Here is an 18,956-nt window from a genome sequence, read left to right as displayed (position 1 = left end):
TTCCGGACCCGCTTCTCTCTTTCTCATGGCACGATGCTTGCCTATGTAAGAGGACCGTATTCCCGAAACAGTGGACCCGTAGCTTTGGAACCTTGGGGAGCGTACCCCTGTTGTTTTGAGAAGATCAATACATCAACCAGGACCAGAAGACAGAAAACAGAAAATTCAAAGGAGCGAAACAATGCAATTTGACCTGCAATTACCGGAACTTTTCAACGCCTCAGACTATTTTGTGGATCGACACATTCGAGAAGGCCGTGGTGGCAAGATTGCCGTGAAATGCCAGGATCGTTCCTTTACCTATGCCGACATCCAGGCAGGGATGAATCAGGTGGGCAATGCCCTCAAGAGCCTGAATGTCAGAATGGAAGAGCGTGTGGCACTGCTCCTCCTCGATACCGAAATTTATCCCCAGGCATTCTTTGGAGCCGTCAAGATCGGCGCCGTCCCCATCTGCCTCAACACCCTCATGCGCCCCAAAGACTACCTTTATTTTCTCAACGACAGCAGGGCGAGAGTCTTGCTGGTCGATGCGGCCCTCTACGCCAATATCGAGGAAATAAAGGCTGAGACCCAGTTTCTCGAGCACATCGTGGTGGTGAATGGGGCGGCCCCTGCCGGGACGACGGCCTTCGCGGACTTCATAGCGGGCAAATCCAAGGAGCTGGAAGCGGCGCCGACGACGCCCGATGACTCCTGTTTCTGGCTCTACAGCTCCGGTTCGACGGGCAAGCCCAAAGGGACGATTCATCTACAGCACGACATGGTTTATGCGTGCGAAACCTATGGGAAGCAGGTCCTGGGGATCCGTGAAGACGATGTCTGCTTTTCGGCAGCCAAGCTCTTCTTTGCCTATGGATTGGGCAACGGCCTCTATTTCCCCTTCAGCGTCGGCGCCACCACCGTGTATATGCCGGATCGTCCGGTACCCGCTTCTGTGTACGAAACCATCCGCAAGTTCAAACCGACTCTGTACTTCGGAGTTCCCACGCTCTACGGCAGCATGCTGCAGGAAGAGGGGAGCATGGACGGCGTGAGGCTTTGCGTTTCCGCCGGTGAGGCGCTTCCTGCCGATATCCTCAAGCGCTGGGTGGAACGGCATGGGGTCCAGATTGCCGACGGCATCGGCTCCACGGAGCTCGTTCACATTTTCATTTCCAACCGGCCCGATGAGATCAAGCCGGGAAGCTCCGGGAAGATCGTCCCGGGCTACGAGGCTCGCATCGTGGATGAAGACTGGCGGGATGTCGCCGAGGGAGATGTGGGTACGCTGCTCATCAAGGGTGACAGTGCCGCAGCCGGCTACTGGAACAAGCACGAAAAAACAAAAACCACCATGCTCGGTGAATGGCTCAACACCGACGACCAGTACTACCGAGACAAGGACGGCTTCTTTTATTATGTGGGGCGCAGCAACGATATGCTCAAGGTAGGCGGCATCTGGGTTTCCCCCATCGAAGTGGAAGCGTGTCTCATCGAGCATCCCGCAGTCCTCGAGTGCGCCGTCGTAGGGTCTCCCGACAGTGAGAACCTCATCAAGCCCAAGGCCTTTGTCGTGCTGGATCACGGCTATACCGGGGATGAAAAGCTGGAAAAAGAGCTCAAGGAATATGTAAAGACCAAATTGGCCCATTATAAGTTCCCCCGGTGGATCGTCTTTCTCAACGAGCTTCCCAAAACCGCAACAGGAAAGATCAAGCGTTTCGAACTGAGAAAAGGAGACTTTGCATAATCTGATCTTTTCCTGAGGGAAAGCGTTGCAATGAATCCATTCCACCAACTGGGACACGAAGCGCAGAGGGAGGGCGATTCGTGTCCAGGTGGTGAGAAAATCATCCGCCGGTTCATTTCAGACGAGTTTGACGACAGGTTTTGCGGGGGCATGAGGTACGGGTCCTCCGGTGCAAGGGTCGAGGTTGGCCTGGAGCTGGCCTGGGTTGAAAGAGTCTGGAGCTCCGGCCGCCGCTTTGGAAATAACCGGGAGGGATACAATGTTGAATACAAGGGTCCTGGGAGTTGTCGCGTCAGTTTTGATTGCATTGATCATTGGGCTGGTCACTCCTTTTACAGGGCTGCCTCAGCAGGGGCACTGGATCCTGGCGACCGTCATCGTCACCCTGGGCTTCTGGATCTTTCGACCCGGCGGTCTGCCGTTCATGGCGGGCGGCTCGCTGCTCCTGGCCGGGTGCCTCATCTTCGGCCTCAAGTACAATGTCGTTGCCGCGGGCTTCATCAGCCCGGCGGTGTGGGTGCTCATTCCCGCCCTCTATTTCGGCTTTGTCCTGCAAAAGACGGGGCTCGGGAAGCGCATCGCCTACCTGGTGCTGAAGAGCTTCGAGCCCAGCTGGCTCTCCATGGCCGTGAGCTGGTTCATCATCGGCATCGCCCTCTCGGCTCTGACTCCGTCTATCACCGTCCGCATCGCCATCGTCATGCCCATCGCCGTCAGCGTCGTCGAGGCGTGCAAACAGGCCCCCCATTCCAAAGGGTCTGCCTTCATCACCATCGTTGCCTGGGCCATGTGTCTTTTCCCCGGCACCGGCTGGCTGACTGGGTCTCTGACGGGCCCCATCATGCTGGGGTTCCTGCCGGCCGAATTGAAGGGCATGGCCACGTTTGACTCCTGGTTCCAGATCCTGGCGCTGCCCTGGCTGCTGATCACGGTGATCTTCATCGTCTTGATTTACATCACCATGCGGCCGAAGGAAGCCATCGGCATTCCCCGCGACACCTTCAGGGCACAATATGCCGCCCTGGGGCCCGTTACCCGTGACGAAAAAGTGGCGATTGCCATCCTCATCGGCTCTCTCATCATGTTCACGACGGAAAAGATGCACGGGATCCCGACAGCTGCTGTTGCGTTGATGGCGCTGGCATTGCTCATTATCTTCAAGATCATTACCGTTCCGGAAGTCAGCACGGGTGTCAACTGGGACGTCATCATGTTCTTCGGGGTTGCCATCAGCCTTTCGCCCATCTTCGTCAATGCAAAGGTGTCCGACTGGATCGTACCTATCCTGCAGCCGAATCTGATGTCCCTGGCCGAGAACCCATTGTCTTTCCTGTTGGTGACCACCTTCGGCATCATGGCGATCCGCTTCATCGATGTCCCCTGGGGCTTTTCGACCATCGCTCTCACGGTTCCCATCCTCATACCGGTCTTCAACCAGTTCGGCATTCATCCCCTGGTCGCCTCCATGGCCTACATCGTGGGCATCAACTTCTTCCTGCTGAGCTACCAGCAGCCCTTCACCCTGATGGCCGAAGGCATGATGCAGGGCAAAGGGTGGGCGCCGCACCATGTGACTTTGGCGGGTGTGTCCTATATTGTCGCGGTGATCGTGGCCCTGCTCATCAGCATGCCCTACTGGCGCATGATCGGTGTGATTCGCTGATTTCCCGGGACGTCGGGTGTGAATCCGACATGAGCGTGCCAGGCAGGGTGGTGTGAGCATACGACTTTGGCGAGCACCCGGCGTCCTTGGAAAATTTTTCGGCAACCGCAATGCAAAAGGCTTGGTGCTTCCAATGGAAAAACCGACTGAGTGACGCCTTAGTACGACAACGAGACATTGTTTTCCCACGTAGGGTGGGCTTTGCCCACCAACCAATGTGTTCGGCGCAGAATGGTGGGCAAAGCCCACCCTACGCAAGAATTCTCGTTGTAGTAATAGGCAGCTCCAAAGAAATAACCTCGCAAAGGGCAGCTTGCTTTGTAGGAGCGGCTTCCAGCCGCGACCAAGCCGCATGGCGGCTTCTCCGATGTCGCGGCTGGAAGCCGCTCCTACAGTTCTGGTACCCTATTATTTGTGAGCTGCCTTAGGATTGTTTCTAACGGCAAGATGTCGATGCATTGTGGCGGGGGGCGACGTGCTCCGGTGGGCACGACAGAGTGTGCCCACCCGTTTTTTCATATGCTGGGCGAAGAGCGCTACAAGAGGGTAACCCAGCCCTTCACCCGATCTCCCGTACCGGGTGTCATTAGCTCTTCTGCTGCAATGTGGTTGGATATTACAAGGGCTTGGACAAGTTGATGAGCTCGCTCCTGTCGAAGCCAAGGCTCTTGAAAAAGGACAGAACGTCCGTCGAATCCCATCGAACCGACGTGTGAATCACGCTGATGCCCCGATCTTTGTAGTGGCTCAAGATCTCCCGTGCCATCTTTCCACCGATGCCCTGCCCCATATATTTGGGGTGAACGCCCATGGTGGCGATCCACGCACTGCTGCGCTCTATCCCAAATCCGAAAGGGAGGATGTAGGTGATCATGAATCCCACGATCTTCCCATCCCATTCCGCGACAAAACAGATCGCCGGGCCCTCCTTCTCGGCATGCTCTTCCAGCAACCTCTTGAAGTCGGACTCTACGAGCTCTTTGGTGATTTTGCCGTAAATGTCGCAGACTGCTTCGGCATCGTCTGCATTCATCCTTCTGATGGAAACATCCTCACCCACTGAAACCATTTTTCCCCCAAGCCATTTCAGTCAATCCGTATGATTTTCACCTGATGGCCAACCCAGTCGGGAGGAAGGTAAACCCTCCCGCTGTTGCCGCTGAGCTTGACTTCCTTCTCCAACATCTCTTCGCCAAAAACTTCGAACTTGACCCTTTTGGGAACGGCTGGAGCCGCGCCTTGAGACTGCTGGGCGCTCTCGGTGGTTCTTTCACTGTCAGTGGTTTTTTTTCCAGTTGCCACTTTCTTCATTGAACCTCGCTGAAAAAAACTGAACGGGGAGGTCTTCCCCGCAGCGCGTCATCGCAGCCTCTTCCACCTCGGGCAACGTGCCCTGCCGCGGTGGGCTCCATGGAAGACTCCCGCTGTCGCAATACGTCTCTCGGTGTTCGTGACGCATCCCGAGGAAGCAAGTGAGGTTGTCATGCTCTCTCCAGGAGTGTGGACGTGAAACTACCATGTGAAGGTAATCACGTCAAGAAATCGTGAGGCTAAAACGGCAGCTTCTTCGGAAGGTCACGTGAAAAGGGGAAATCTTGGATGCGCTGAATTCGGGCAGGAAATAAAAAAGCCCGGTTTTTACACCGGGCCTCTTTGGAGACGATCTTACTACGACAACGAGACATTGCTCTCCCGCGTAGGGTGGGCTTTGCCCACCAACCAATGCTGTTGGCGCAGGATGGTGGGCAAAGCCCACCCTACGCAGGAAATCTCGTTGTAGTATTACATCCAGGTCAGTTGATCTTCAAAACAAGACCCGCCCCGGTGTCGCCCGCTGCGCATCCTGCAAAGAGAAGGTAACCGCCGCCCAGTTGCACCGCTTCCTCGATGCCTTCGATGACGCATCGCCCGGCCGTCGGTCCCTGGGGATGGCCATAAATCAGCGAGCTGCCATAGTTGTTGAAGCTCATGACATCGATATTCATCGCCTTGGACATATAGAGATCGTTGGCCGCAAAGGGATTGTGGGTCTTGATGACCTTCATGTCCTTGATGTTGAGGCCGGCCTTGTCCAGGGCCATCTGCGCGGCTGGAACCGGGGCCATGGCCATGAATCCCTTTTTGGCCCTGGCGAAGCCGTAGGAAACCACCTGGATTTCCACGGATGAATCGGCGCTGAGCTCTTTGGCTTTTTCGCGGGATGTGACGACAATGCCGCAGTTTCCATCGGCGGGGTGAGTCTGGGCGCCGAAGGTGTGAATGCCGCCGGGCACGACCGGCTTGAGACCCGCCAGCCCCTCTTTTGTCGTAGGCGTGATCCCTTCATCGGTTTCCACGAGGATCGTCTTCTTTTTGGAAACCTTGACTTCCGCAGGGAACATGTAGCGCTTCTGAAATTCCCGGTCATTGGCCATGCCCATCAGGTACTGCTCGTAACGGCGCAGAGCGACTGCATCGGCTTCCTCGCGCGTGCACCCGCTTTCAGCGGCCACGTTCTCCGCAGTTTGAATCATGGCGTTCTTGGCGTTGGGATCATAGCCGAAGTTGTCCATCATCCAGTTCTCGGAAATGACTTCGCCGCCGGGGCCCGAAGGGTTCGGCCAGACGGTGTGCGGGCCGTTGGAGCATCGGTCGGCCATAAGGCAGAAGGGATTCTGGTACAATCCCGTCTCGACACCCACGGCGGCCTGGTAGATGCAGGTGACGGATGTGGTGCAGGCCTGGCTGATGGTCATGCCGGGAGTGCCGGTCGCCCCCATGAGGGCTGCGGCCCAGGTGCTTCCGTAAAACCAGCGGTGCTGGCCGATGGTTATCCCCAGAAAGAGATAATCGAAGATTTTGGGATCCCAGTTCTTTCCTGCCAGCCATCGACCGGCTGTCTCAGCCCCCAGCACAATGGCGTTCTCATTGGCCATGCTCCCCTGCCAGCGAGCAAACGGTGTGGAGTAATAACCTCTGAAGGGGATATACGCTTTTTTCAACATTACCAAATACCTCCATATGTTCGAGTTTTTGAACCATGCATCGGGGGCTCTGCACGACCTGCGCCGTTTCGCGCTGCGTCACGCTCCGTCAGTCGTGCCGGGACAAAACCCCAAGAATACCCCTAAACGACGTATTTGCCGACTTCGGATATGCTTGCGGCGATTTCCTGCTTCAATGCAATGACATCATCGGGAGCATATTGCATCAGCTTGGACAGGTCGGCCATCAAGGTCTTCGCCTCCTGGCCGCTGCAGAGGGCCGCAACGACTTCGCCGGCAAGCAATCCAAGCCGCGGAAGTCTCGAATAGATAAAGGCCCTGGCCATATTCATTTTGCGCTTGGCCAAGGCTTCGCTTTCCCGTCCCATGGCCTTTTGGGCCCGCAGCCATGAGCATTCCATGGCGAATGCCGTGATGACCATATCCGCGAGACGAGCCAGAATTTCCTGCTGCTTCAGCAGTTTTTCGCCTGCTTTCTCCCAGGCAAGCCCCATAACAAACAGAAAAATGTCCTTGGATGCCTGCACCAGATCTTCGACGCTTTCCCGGGTGGACATGCCGGATGTTAAACGTGCCTTGATCTCTTTGGCGGCTTCCAGCAGGGGAAGGTCTCCCTTGCTGGCCTTGCGGACCAGCAGAGTGGGAATAAGAACGCGATTGATTTCGTTGGTTCCTTCGAAGATCCTGAAAATGCGTGCATCGCGATAGAGTCTTTCGATGGGATACTCCGAAATGAACCCGTAACCGCCATGAATCTGCACGCCTTCATCCACCGCAAAGGACGTGACTTCGGTGGCAAAAACCTTGTTCAGGGAGCACTCCAGGGCATATTCCTCGATCCCCTTCGCTGCCACACGGCCCCCATCCGGCCCACTCGTGTCGAGGCTGTGCATGATGTCTTCCAGCAAGCCACCGGTCCGGTACACCATGCTTTCGGCGGCATAGATCTGGATCGCCATCTCGGCCAGCTTTTCCTTGATCATACCGAACTGAGCAATGGGGACTCCGAACTGTTTGCGTTCATTGGCATAGCCGGCCGAAAGCTCCAGGGCGAACTTCGCCTGTCCCACGGAATTGGCCGCAAGCTTGTAACGGCCCATGTTCAAAATGTTGAAGGCGACGACATGCCCGCGCCCGATCTCGAAAAGCAAATTCTCGACGGGAACCTTCACATCCTCGAAGTAGACCGTCCGGGTGGAAGAGCCCTTGATTCCCATTTTTTTCTCTTCGAGCCCCGTGGTCAACCCTTCGGAACCGCCTTCCACGATGAACGCGCTGAACTTGTCGCCGTCAATCTTGGCGTACACGATGAAAATGTCCGCCATACCGGCATTGGTGATGAACTGCTTGGCGCCGTTCAGGATGTAGTATTTCCCGTCCGGGCTGAGGACGGCCTTGGTCTTGGCCGAAAGCGCATCAGAGCCGGCACCCGGTTCCGTCAGGGCGTAGGCACCGATGCTCTCACCCGTGACAATGCCGGGGAGGTATTTTGTCTTTTGCTCGTGATTTCCAAAAAACACGATGGGCAGACTGCCGATACCCACCTGGCCTCCGTGGGTCATGGCAAAGGAGCCCGCCCTGCCCATGCCTTCAGCGATAACGGTGGAGCTGATCTTGTCCATCTCGAAGCCATTATACTGCTCAGGCACTTCAGCGCCCAGAAGCCCCAGTTCGCCTGCTTCCTCCAGGAGCTCCCGGATCAGCCCCTCTTTCTGGGATTCCAGCTCTTCAATTCTGGTTAGAATCCTGTCGGCCACAAATTTGGTGACCGTCTGCTCGATCATCCGGTGCTCTTCAGCAAAGTCTTCAGGCGTGAACACGCTTTGGGGGTCTGTCGGCTGAATGAGAAAACTTCCCCCTTTTGGCAACTGCGACATTGGTTTTCCTCTCGTCGAACACTCTATTATTCAGGGAAATGAGAGTGTGTTTTGCATGAAAGACTCAATACGTGCCGGCTACTTGGAATAGAATCCACCGCCGGTCTTCTTGCCCAGCTTGTTGGCCCGGACCATCTGTTTGATGACTTGAGGCGCCGCATACTGGTTGTTTCGCAGCTCGTCCGCAAAATACTCCATGACGAAATAGCTGATATCGATCCCCGTATAGTCCATCAGCTCGAAGGGACCCATGGGATAATTGAGACCCAGCTTGACGGCGGTATCGATGTCCTCGATGGAGGCCACCCCTTCTTCATAAAGGCGGCAGGCCTCGATGAACTGGGGAATCATGATGCGGTTGACGACAAAGCCCGGAGAATCCTTCTTGACCTCGATGGCCTTCTTGCCGAAGGACTCGGCCAGTGCTCTTGCAGTGGCGACGGTTTCGTCGGATGTTTGCAGTCCCCGGATCACTTCCACCAGCCGCATGATCTGTGCGGGGTTGAAGAAATGCATGCCGCAGACCTTGTCCGGTCTGCCCGTGCAGGCGGCAATGGCCGTGATGGACATGGATGAGGTGTTGCTGGCCAAAATGACCTCCGGGCGGCAGAGCTTGTCGAGGGCCTGGAACACTTCCTTCTTGAGGTCCATGTTCTCGATGACAACCTCGATGACGAAATCTACATCGGCGAAGTCGTCCAGCACGATGGTTTTTTTGATGCGACCCAGGGTAGCCTGGCGCTGCTCCTCGGTCATTTTGCCCTTCTCGACGGACTTGGCCATGAAGTTGTCCATGTTTTTCACGGAATTGTCCACGTAGGCCATGTCGATATCACGCAAAACCACATTGTATCCCGCCATGGCCGCAACATGCGCAATCCCTGTTCCCATGGCTCCTGCACCCACCACTCCGATTGTCTTAATGCTCATTGATATCCCTCCAGTTTAAGAATTCGTGCTGCATTGCCGCCGAGAATATTGTCCACCGATTCGGCATCCAGCGGAAGGGCGGCAATGGCTTCCATATTACGCTTGATATAAAACATTCCCGGCCAGTCACTCCCGAAGATCACCTTCTGTGTATTTCGGGGGAGCTCCGGGAAATAATCCAGCAGGCGGGCCGGGGGCAGGCCTGAGACTTCCATGTAAACGTTTTCATGCAGCCTGGATAGGAAAAAAGCCCGGTCGTACCAAAAACCTCGCCCCGAATGCGCCATGATGAGGGGGAGGTCGGGAAAATCCACCGCGACATCGTCCAGGTGCAGGGGGTCGCCGTACTTCAGTCGCGCCCCCCGAAACACCGAAGAGCCCGTGTGAATCAAGACGGGGATGCCCAGGTCCCGGGCGGCCTGGTAGATGGGGTAGATGCGCGACTCGTTGAGGTAAAAATGCTGGTAGGTCGGGTAGAGCTTTACCCCGCGAAAACCCTCCTCTTCCACCAACCTCCTCAGTTCCTCGCCCGGCCTGGCATAGAGGGCGGGGTTGACGTCGCAGAAGGGAATCAGGCGACGCCGCCCCCGGCAATAATCCCTCACCTGGTCGTTGGTGGTGACCCCGGTTGTGACGTAGGATTGCTCCACGAGGACACAGGCATAATCGACACCCTCACGGGTCAAAAATTCTTCAAAAAATCCAGGATCCTTGTATTGTTCAATGAATTCATCAAACTTTACCGGAAGGTTCCGATTGTACCATTCGACCACCCAAGGCTGCATGAAAGTACATATACCCGGATGGATATGGAAATCGATCCTTGGAATTCGCTTCCCTTGTCCTGTCGTCTCAATCAACATCACCATCCTTCTGCCACCCAGGCCCAGCTAAACGTCGAAGAATCAGCCTACTTGATGAACGGCGTTGATATGGGCAGGACCTGTCTGCCAAAGTGCAAGTTTAGAGAGAGCGCCCCCGCCAGATAGATGGCCAGGATGCCGGCGCCGAACAGGCACAGGGAGCAGATCTGCCTGAGGATGGCCAGCTTCAATCCAAAATTCACAGAGACGAGGCAGACCAGTGCAATGCAAAGGAGAAAGCCCAGGATGAAGAGGATCTTGGGGCTTTTCAGAAAGCATGGGAGCATAATGAAGATCCAAAGCGATGTCGCCAGCCACAGCCACCCTTCGATGGCAGGATCGAAAGTCATACCGGCATGGTGCAGGAAGTACTTGGCCCCGTTGCTGATGGCTCCCGTCAGCATGAAGATGCAGGAGAACACAAGGAATACGTTGGCGCCCGGCAGATTTTTGTCTCTGAATTCAATGATGGCAACGACGAGCTGCACAAAGAAACCGCCAAGGAGCCAGGCAGCCAGGATCGGTGCTGCATCATGCGTGACCAGGCCCGACATGATGGCCCCAAAGCCGAAACATGCTATGGCCAGAGCCCCCAAACCGGCGGGAAGAGGATTCGAGAACAGGTGATCTTGAGCGTGTGCGGACATGAAATCTCCTTGAGTTAAAATTCAGTTCATTCGACATGTGAAAAGCAATGCAACAACCTACCGTGAATGCTGCTCTCTGAGCTTGTATTTCAACAGCTTACCGCTGGCGCTCATGGGAAGTGTATCTACGAAAAGAACCTTCTTGGGCACCTTGTAGCCGGCGATCTCTTTCTTGCAGAAGGCCCGGATGTCTTCTTCCGTGGCGTCCACATCGGGCTTTTTGATGACGAGAGCGGTCACAATCTCACCCCATTTCTCATCCTTCAGACCGATGACCGCTGTCTGAGCGACGGCAGGGTGCTTGTACAGGACACTTTCCACCTCGGCCGGGTAAACATTCTCGCCGCCCGTGATGATCATGTCCTTTTTTCTGTCCACAACGTAAATGAATCCTTGTTCATCCACCTTGCAAAGATCCATGGAGTAATACCACCCGTCGCGGAAATCTTTCCGAGTCTCGGCTTCCTTGTTCCAGTACCCCAGCGTCGTGCCCAGTCCGCGGACCCGCATCTCCCCTACGGCCCCGGGAGGGACAGGGCGATCTTCCTCGTCCACCACCTGGCTCTGCATGTCGGCAAAGGACCGCCCGCAGGAAGCGAGGATATCCGTACGACCTTCCTTCAGTGCGTCGGCAATTTCCTCGGTCCTCAAGATCGTGGCCTGCCCCACGGTTTCCGTCGTTCCAAAAAGGTGGACGAAGACATTGCCGAACCGCTCGATGGCTTTCTGAAAAACGATGGGGGTGACAGGCGCGCCGGCGAAAAAGATCTTTTTCAGGCTGCTCAGATTGTATTTCTCCGCATCGGGATGCTGCACGAGGAACAGCATCATGGGTGTTGCCAGCATGCCTGTCGTGACCTTGTGTTTTTCAACCAGGCGCATGAATTCCACCGTGTCCCATGCGGTCAGGATGACGGAGGGCGTCCCGCTGTACATGTCGTTCATGAGAACGACTTCACCGGTGGCGTGGAAGAGGGGAGAGGCAATGATGCCCACGTCATCGCGGGCCATCTTCATTTCGAGGGTCAGGCTCCTGCCGGCGTGGTAATAATTGATATGGGTCGCCATGCAGCCTTTGGCTGCCCCGGTCGTGCCGCTCGTATACATGAGGGCGGCCAGGTCTTCTTCGAAAACCTCCACCTCGGGCTCGTGGGAGGGGGTTTCGGCAATCAAGGTCTCGTAATGGTACCATCCGGCGGGCGTTTTGGCCTTGTCCCCGATGAAGACGAATTTCTTAACAAAATCCAGTTCTTCTTTGATCTGTTCGTACTGTGGGAAGTACTCTTCGTTGACCATGAGCACCGATGCCCCGGAATCCTTCAGGATGGAGAGGATTTCAGGCGGAGCCAGCCGGAAGTTGAGCATCACCATGACGAGACCCGCATTGGGGATGCTGAAGTAGGATTCGGCATTCTCGATGCTGTTCTTGCTGAGGATGGCCACCCGGTCTCCCTTCTTCAGCCCGAATCCCAGCAGCGCGTTTCCAATACTGCGCGTCCGGTCGGCAAATTCCTTGAAGGAGTATGTTCTCTCCCCTTCAATGAGCGCGGTTCTGTCGGGGTTGTACTCCAGATTCCGAATGATCATCTGTCTGAGCGTGCAAAAATTTCCCATGTTTCAAAACCTCCTTTTCATCCAGTCCTACGGTTTAAAGTATGAACGGCTGCCGCGGTGGGAAAGCCCAGGCTGATTGTCCCATCGGGGAAAGGACCGGGCAATCCGGCCGTCAGCGGGAGCCTGGACCACCACCCCTATCATTTGCTCCCTTCTTATTGCTCACCGGCAATGCTGCCCGTGTCGGCACTGTGGAAACTCCCGGGACAAGTCCCTCAGGCGGGTTCATCAAAATGCTTTCCTTGACTTTCGACATATCCCAGCTCCGCGGAGATCCCCCTGGCGCTTTCCTTCACCAATTGGATCAGCATCTGGTGATTCTCGCCAAAAATCCTGTCTGAAGACCCGGCCACCGCGACGGACGCGATGACATCCCCCTTGTGATCAAAAATCGGGGCGCCGACGGAACAGATGTCGCAGATGCACTCGGAATCGCTTTTGCTGAACCCTTCTCTTCGGATTGCCGCCAGTTCAGCGTAGAGCTGCTCCACGCCCGTGATGGTATTCTTGTTGAGTTTGAGAAGTCCTGTGATCTCTATGAGCCGGTCTATGAAAGCCCGCTCCTTGAAGGCCAGGACAGCCTTTCCGGGAGCCCCGGCGTACAACGGAAGCGTTGCACCCTTGTTGGTGGTGATCCTCCAGGCCCTGGGACTGTGCCTGACGTCGACGCAGACGACCTGGAGACCATCCGGCACGGTCAAAACCGCAGTTTCGTGAGAGCGCGCGACCATCGATTCGAGATAAGCAGAAGCGACCTCGATGACGGAGGTTTTTTCCGCGGCCAGAAGACCCAGTTTCAGGGCGTTCAGCCCAAGGTAGAATTTGTTGGTCTTTTCGTTTTTCAGGAGGAACTGTTTGTTCAGGAAGGCCTGCAGGTACTTATAGGCCGAGCTCAAAGGCATGCCCAGCTTCTCCGCGATCTCCAGCGCGGACAACTCCGGATGCTCTGATGTGAAGAGGTAGAGAATATCCACTGCCTTTTCGACAGCGCCGATGGATCTCGTCATTGTATTTTCTCCCAATAGGCTAATCGATTGTCCTATTGGGAGAGAGCATAAATGGCTCCATTTCTCTGTGTCAACAAAAAAATAACGGTGTGATTGTCTGAACCGGGAGATTTGCAGGTATGGCGAGCAGGGGCGCGATGTCGGGGCAGGGGCCGGGACATGCAGCCCGGGAGCATGCAGTCGTGAGGCTTGGGACGATGATTGGAGCAATCAGCAATGAAGGGAGGGATCCCATGGGCTGACGTGCCCCTGCCGGCGGCGATAGCTCTTTTTGCAATGCAGGCTGCTTCCTGGGCGTGCGAGAGGCCGGGGTGAGCGTCGGCAGCGGACTGTCGCACTGGATCAGGGGTTTCCCTGCATGTCCGGGCAGACAGGCCTGGAGAGCCGCTATCCATCAGCTCCGCAGTGTAGCTGAATACCGGCAGGGGGCGCAGGGTCTGACAATATCTCGTCAGATGCAGGGCCGGCAGCGGCTTCCCCCTCGGGGAGGCGGACCGTCCGCATGGTTTTCGGTCTCAGTCTATGCGAATCACTTTGACCTTATGGCCGACCCAGTCCGGCGGCAGGTATACCCGGCCGCTGTTGCCGCTGAGCTTGACGCCCTTTTCCAGCATTTCTTCACCGAAGACTTCAAACTTGACCTTTTTCCGGGAACTGTCCGCCGCGCTGTCTGCCTCAGGGGAAGTATCGCGTGAGGTCTCCTCTTCCTTGAGCATTTTCTTGTTCAGTGCCACTTTGATTGCGCCTCTGCATTGGTACCAATTGGGATTGAAGGATTTGGCAGAGATCCATGAAGACGGGGTCACTTAGCACTGCCACGCGGTAGCGTTTTCCCTGCACCCATCGCAGGGCGCCAACGGCCTCCGCCGGTGGGGGGCGTGCACGCGTCCGCATTGAATTTTTTACCCAGATGGAGCATTCCATGGGATCCAAATGCTCCCAAGGCACGCGCTAGAAAAGTTAGCATTTGTCAAAGAGCAGGTCAAGCTGTAATGTAGCCATATCGTGATTACGTTCTAGCTATTTTTTAAGGGGCACGGTGGACAGGGCCGCGGGTGTCCGGACGGGCTGCTGGAGTCTCGTGAGGCTCCCGCTGGTCTCAGGGTATACCCGGGTCTCACTTTTACTATCAGCGAGGGAGGATAATGCAAATGGCAAAAACGCTGCTCGGTATCGTTGGTTCTCTCAGGAAGTCCGGCAATTCAGAGTTGTTCGTGAAAGAGCTCTTCAGGCAGCTTTCGGGGGATTGGGAGCTGAAGCTTCTCAGGCTGCCCCAGATGGACATTCGTCCCTGCAAAGCCTGCTATCAATGCATTTTTGACGAGGGGAAGTGTCCTCAAAACGATGACTTCAGCCTGGTCCTGGATGCATTGATCCATGCCGACGCCTATGTCATCGCGTCTCCCACGTACCTGCTGGGGGCCAATGCAAGCCTCAAGCGTTTCCTGGACAGGGGGCTGTGCTTTTATGGCCATCTTGACGGACTTTGGGGGAAACCCGCTGTTGCCGTGGCGATTGCGGGCATCGAGGGGATGGAAGGCCATACCAAGCTGGATGTGGAGAGCTTTGTCAAGTTGACCATGGGGGACCTCAGGGGCTCCGCCGTGCTTTACGGGGCCCTGCCGGGCGAGATTTTCCTGAAAAGTGGGGCGCGCGAGACGGCATTGCGCCTTGCCAGGGCGCTGGAAGGGGGCGGCGAGCCTGCTCAGCCCTCCGTGCCGCTCTGCCCCGTCTGCGGGGGAGATACCTTCCGCTTTCTCCCTGAAGGCCAGGTACGATGCATGCTCTGCAGCAGCGCTGGTCCTGCCGGTTGGGAAGAGGGGCGACTCCGGGTGCATACCCGGGCCGGTGAGCACACCCTTTTCCTGAGCTACGAAGAAGCCAGGCATCACGCCGATTGGCTTCGGACCATGAAGGACCAGTTCCTGGCGCGCAGAAATGAGTTGAAGGAAGTGGCCCAGGCCTATGCCGGGGAGGGGAACTGGGTGACACCCCAAAAGGCTTGAGGCCTTCTGTACTGAAAATGCCGCCCGATCCTGCGCACTTCTCTGCGAGGGAGGTGGAATGACCGTTGCGCCGACTACAGTGGTGCGACAAATTTTGATGAAAGTATCAAGTTCTTCTTGACTAAATACATTATAGCTGTAACATAGCTTTTATTTAGGCGGGTGCCAACTGAACGGACGTTGGGCTTTCGGCAAGAAGCTTGCCATATATCTTTAACTTTTATTGATGAACAGGGGTCATTATGCTGCTCGAAGGAAAAAACGCAATTGTTACGGGTGGATCGCTGGGTATCGGTGCCGCTACTTCCCTCATGCTTGCTGAGGAAGGTGCCAATGTTTGCCTGACGTATCGTAAGCACGAACAAGAGGCCAAGGATTTTGCGGAGCAGATCCGTAAGATGGGTCGGAAAGCTCTTGCAGTCAAGTGCGATATCGCGGTGTTTGCCGAGGCGGAGAATGTCGTGAAGCAGGCACTCGAGGCGTTCGGACGCATCGATATCCTGGTCAACAACGCGGGAATGAACTGGGATGCCGTTTCGTGGAAAATGACCGAAGAGCAGTGGGACCGTGTCATCGAGGTCAACCTGAAGGGCTATTTCAATTTTACCCGTCACGTGGCACCTCTGTTCAAGGATCAGAAATACGGAAAGATCATCAATGTGACCTCCATCAATGGCCTGCGGGGCAAGTTCGGGCAGTCCAACTACTCGGCATCCAAGGCCGGCATCATCGGCTACACCAAAGCGATAGCCAAGGAACTGGGAGCCTTTGGAGTCAATGTAAATGCCGTGGCGCCGGGCCTGATCGAAACGCCCATGCTGAGGGATTCCGAGGCGCGGGATAAGATTGTCGATATGGCCATGGGGGAAATCGTTCTCAAGAGAGTCGGGCAGCCCGAGGACCTTGCCAATGTCATCGCCTTTCTCGCTTCGGACAGGGCTCGACATGTCACGGGTGAAGTCATCAAGGTGGATGGCGGACAGTATATCTAACGGTGCCTGCGGTGAAAATGGCGCCTGAGCTTTCTGCAGCGGCCGATCGTTGCGCCGGCAATGGGGATTGTATGTCTTCGCCTGGAAATCCCTGAAACCACTGAACGGGAGAATTGGCAGATGTCCGATTTTAAGAACCTGATTGTAGAAATGACCGACGGAGTTGCCCGGATCACCCTGGCGCGCCCGAAGCATAACGTGTTGAACATCGAAATGATGAATGAGCTCAACACCTTGCTGGAATCACTCATTGCGGACAAAGAGCTGAAATGCGTGGTGATACGGGGGGATGGCAAAAGCTGGTGTGCCGGTGTCGAAGTCGGCGACCACAAGCCGGATATGGTTGGCGAGATGGTCAGAGTGTTCGGGCGTATTTTCGAGCTCATCAACCAGCTGGATGTGCCCATCATTGCGGCAGTGCACGGGGCTTGCCTGGGTGGCGGAATGGAGCTGGCCATCGGTTGCGACTTCATCGTGGCCTCCGAAAGTGCCAAGTTCGGTCAGCCCGAAATCAAACTGGGCTTTTTCCCGCCCTATGCCGTCGTCCGGCTGCAGGAGATCGTCGGCCCGGCCAAGGCCATTGAAATCTGCACCACCGGCAAAACCTATACCGCCGGGGATGCCCTCAAGCTGGGATTTGTCAGTCATGTGGTGGAAGATCACCATTTCGACCAAGCCGTCATCGACATGGTGGAAGAGATCCGCTACAACAGCCCGCTCATCATTCGCATGAACAAGCGCGCCGTCAAAATGACCCTAGGGCTCCCGTTTGCAGAAGCCTTCCAGAAATCCAACGATTACTTCCTCAATTCACTGATGAAGACCCAGGACACGCTGGAGGGAATCAAAAGCTTTGAGGAAAGACGCTCACCGGAATGGAAGAACTGCTAAGTACCCATAATACAAAAGTTTTCGAACATTTTGGATAGCCCTCATGCCTTTGTGTCATTCCGGTATGTTTCCAGCCGGAATCCAGTCTTTGCACTGGCCTGGATTCCGGCTTAGAGACTTCCGGAATGACGTGGGAGTGTTCGAGAACATGTGTTCAGGTACTTCAGTAGCCGGTGGTGCCGAGAATATTGTCCCCAGGAGAGTTGACCCAAAGCAGGTCAATTCCCTGTCCCCCAGAGGCAGCTTCGAGGTGGGTCCCTTCCCGCATGACCCTCCCCTCGGAGCTGTTTTCGTGCTGATGAGCCCCCTTGTGGATGTTTTGGGTCGGGCTTCCGACCCGCGTCCCATCACTCCGCAGTAAAACCCCTCACCATCTGACTTGTCGAAAAGGAGAATTTATGGGCAGTGATCCTGTGGAAAAACCCGCGTTACTCGTCATCGATATGGTCAAGGACAATTTCGTTGAGGCGAAGAATCTCCCCATTACGCCTTTTGCAAGAAAAATCATCGAGCCCATCAACCGGTTGGCAGAGGCATTCAGACGACAGGGATGGCCCGTGATTTATTCCACGGATTCCTTTCACGAAGGGGATTTCATCTTCAAAGGGAGGATGAAGCCTCATTCTCTGGCGGGAACGGAGGGGGCTGAGATCATTGATGAACTGAACCGCCAGCCGGAGGATCTCTGGCTGCCCAAGCCCAGGTTCTCTGCATTTTTTGGAACAGACCTGGACCAGTGGCTCAAGAGTCGGGGTGTGACGCTGTGCGCCGTCGGAGGCATTGCCACCAACTTCTGCGTCCTCACCACCGTTATGGACGCACTGTGCTCGGATTTTAAAGCGGTCCTGCTGGAAGACTGCTCCGCCACATGGTCGGAAGAAGTCCATAACCAGACATTGAACATCTACCGGCGCAATCCCCTTCACCCCCTGTTTCGAATTGCCGGGTCCGGTGAGCTGCTGAAAGATCTGGGGGTGTGAAAAAAGCCCGCCGAACCAGTGCATGAGTGCATTCTCTGAGTAACTGTCTGAAAATTCTTTTGCTCGTCATTCCGGCGGTCTTGAGGCCGGAATCCAGCCCGGCGAAAAAACTGGATTCCGGCTTCAAGACCGCCGGAATGACGAAACAAGGTGGATGCTAGAAGCGATGGACTCATTTCTCAGACAGCCTCCGAGGGAAGGGTGACCCTTTCACCCTCTCCTCGGCAAAGAGATTCAAGCGCCGGGAGGGGGGGGCAATTCCCGGCTACTCGCCCACCCGCCGCTGCATCTCGGCAAGCTTTCTAATGTGCCCCTTTTCCTGTTCGATCAATTCCTGGACAACCGCCCGATCCGATTCTGACAAATAGGGGATGAACTCTCTGAAGTACAGGATCGCGTCCTTCTCGAAGCCAATGGCTAAGCTGAAGACGTTCCTGGCCTCAATCGCTTGTTGGACAAACTCTTTCGAATCGATGCGGGAGTAGAGGCGCTCGTCAATGACGGAGTCCATGTAGGCATCCATGTCCGCACTGTACTCGCCGGAATCGGAACCCTCGGGCAGGCTGTCGCGAATCTGGGCGAAAGCCGCCACGTGCCGGGCTTCCTCTTCCGTCAGGAACTGAAAAAGATCTTTCATCTCCTGGTCCGTGCTCAGTTCGGCGACCGCGGCATAGAAACCCTTCCTCTTCTTTTCCTTTTCCACCGCTGCTTCGACAACTTCACGCGCAGAAAATATAACGGCCATCAAATACCCTCCTTATAAATACTCT

The 18,956-nt window shown here is 55.7% G+C and carries 17 protein-coding genes; 6 read left to right on the top strand and 11 right to left on the bottom strand.

The features are described from left to right. The first annotated feature begins 181 nt into the window (after positions 1-181). Together MWC30_RS09050 and MWC30_RS09045 are read left to right on the top strand one after the other, a co-directional pair. On the top strand, positions 182-1,732 hold the full coding sequence (locus MWC30_RS09050) for a benzoate-CoA ligase family protein (RefSeq protein ID WP_244083848.1): 1,551 nt from the start codon (positions 182-184) through the stop codon (positions 1,730-1,732). A 259-nt stretch (positions 1,733-1,991) separates the two neighbouring features. Then, positions 1,992-3,395, top strand: a complete 1,404-nt coding sequence (locus MWC30_RS09045) for an SLC13 family permease (RefSeq protein WP_244083847.1) — start codon at positions 1,992-1,994, stop codon at positions 3,393-3,395. Positions 3,396-4,011: 616 nt separating this feature from the next. Here MWC30_RS09045 and MWC30_RS09040 read toward each other — a convergent pair. The 10 genes from MWC30_RS09040 to MWC30_RS08995 form a co-directional block, all read right to left on the bottom strand. Further along, positions 4,012-4,464 carry a GNAT family N-acetyltransferase gene (locus MWC30_RS09040; protein WP_244083846.1) on the bottom strand — a complete coding sequence of 151 codons (453 nt, stop codon included), beginning with the start codon at positions 4,462-4,464 and terminating at the stop codon, positions 4,012-4,014. Positions 4,465-4,481: 17 nt separating this feature from the next. Then, entirely contained in the window at positions 4,482-4,706 is a 225-nt protein-coding gene (locus MWC30_RS09035; RefSeq protein WP_244083845.1) for a DUF2080 family transposase-associated protein, read from the bottom strand. A gap of 482 nt (positions 4,707-5,188) precedes the next feature. Beyond that, positions 5,189-6,379: a thiolase family protein gene (locus MWC30_RS09030; RefSeq protein ID WP_244083844.1), complete on the bottom strand. Its 1,191-nt coding sequence runs from the start codon at positions 6,377-6,379 to the stop codon at positions 5,189-5,191. A 122-nt stretch (positions 6,380-6,501) separates the two neighbouring features. Continuing rightward, the gene (locus tag MWC30_RS09025) at positions 6,502-8,256 is read right to left on the bottom strand and encodes an acyl-CoA dehydrogenase family protein (RefSeq protein WP_244083843.1); all 1,755 of its coding nucleotides are present in this window, start codon (positions 8,254-8,256) and stop codon (positions 6,502-6,504) included. 78 nt (positions 8,257-8,334) lie between these two features. Beyond that, a complete protein-coding gene (locus tag MWC30_RS09020; RefSeq protein ID WP_244083842.1) occupies positions 8,335-9,186 on the bottom strand; it encodes a 3-hydroxyacyl-CoA dehydrogenase family protein in 852 nt (283 codons plus the stop codon). After that, on the bottom strand, positions 9,183-10,049 hold the full coding sequence (locus MWC30_RS09015; RefSeq protein ID WP_368860823.1) for an amidohydrolase family protein: 867 nt from the start codon (positions 10,047-10,049) through the stop codon (positions 9,183-9,185). Before MWC30_RS09015 ends, MWC30_RS09020 begins: the two co-directional genes overlap by 4 nt. 47 nt (positions 10,050-10,096) lie before the next feature. Beyond that, positions 10,097-10,696, bottom strand: coding sequence for an acetate uptake transporter family protein (locus MWC30_RS09010; protein ID WP_244083840.1), 600 nt, complete (start codon positions 10,694-10,696; stop codon positions 10,097-10,099). A 57-nt stretch (positions 10,697-10,753) separates the two neighbouring features. Then, the gene (locus MWC30_RS09005; protein ID WP_244083839.1) at positions 10,754-12,310 is read right to left on the bottom strand and encodes a class I adenylate-forming enzyme family protein; all 1,557 of its coding nucleotides are present in this window, start codon (positions 12,308-12,310) and stop codon (positions 10,754-10,756) included. A 215-nt stretch (positions 12,311-12,525) separates the two neighbouring features. After that, entirely contained in the window at positions 12,526-13,317 is a 792-nt protein-coding gene (locus MWC30_RS09000; RefSeq protein ID WP_244083838.1) for an IclR family transcriptional regulator, read from the bottom strand. 515 nt (positions 13,318-13,832) lie between these two features. After that, complete coding sequence (locus MWC30_RS08995; protein ID WP_244083837.1) at positions 13,833-14,051, bottom strand: DUF2080 family transposase-associated protein; 219 nt, start codon at positions 14,049-14,051, stop codon at positions 13,833-13,835. Between the two features lie 417 nt (positions 14,052-14,468). On the opposite strand from MWC30_RS08995, the gene MWC30_RS08990 reads away from it, so the two are divergent. The 4 genes from MWC30_RS08990 to MWC30_RS08975 all read left to right on the top strand — a co-directional run bounded on the left by MWC30_RS08990 (position 14,469) and on the right by MWC30_RS08975 (position 18,186). Beyond that, on the top strand, positions 14,469-15,323 hold the full coding sequence (locus MWC30_RS08990; RefSeq protein ID WP_244083836.1) for a flavodoxin family protein: 855 nt from the start codon (positions 14,469-14,471) through the stop codon (positions 15,321-15,323). A gap of 245 nt (positions 15,324-15,568) precedes the next feature. Beyond that, positions 15,569-16,315 (top strand): SDR family NAD(P)-dependent oxidoreductase, encoded by a 747-nt coding sequence (locus MWC30_RS08985; RefSeq protein WP_368860826.1) that lies wholly within the window; start codon positions 15,569-15,571, stop codon positions 16,313-16,315. 120 nt (positions 16,316-16,435) lie between these two features. Further along, positions 16,436-17,206: an enoyl-CoA hydratase/isomerase family protein gene (locus MWC30_RS08980; protein WP_244083834.1), complete on the top strand. Its 771-nt coding sequence runs from the start codon at positions 16,436-16,438 to the stop codon at positions 17,204-17,206. A gap of 398 nt (positions 17,207-17,604) precedes the next feature. Then, positions 17,605-18,186: a cysteine hydrolase family protein gene (locus tag MWC30_RS08975; RefSeq protein ID WP_244083833.1), complete on the top strand. Its 582-nt coding sequence runs from the start codon at positions 17,605-17,607 to the stop codon at positions 18,184-18,186. Between the two features lie 265 nt (positions 18,187-18,451). Here the strand turns inward: MWC30_RS08975 and MWC30_RS08970 are convergent, their stop codons facing one another. Beyond that, positions 18,452-18,931: a hypothetical protein gene (locus tag MWC30_RS08970; protein ID WP_244083832.1), complete on the bottom strand. Its 480-nt coding sequence runs from the start codon at positions 18,929-18,931 to the stop codon at positions 18,452-18,454. Positions 18,932-18,956: the final 25 nt, after the last annotated feature.

The organism is Desulforhabdus sp. TSK, assembly GCF_022836495.1.
Lineage (GTDB): Bacteria > Desulfobacterota > Syntrophobacteria > Syntrophobacterales > Syntrophobacteraceae > Desulforhabdus.
The sequence above is the reverse complement of the archived record's forward strand: the minus strand, read 5'-3'. Positions and strand labels throughout refer to the sequence as shown.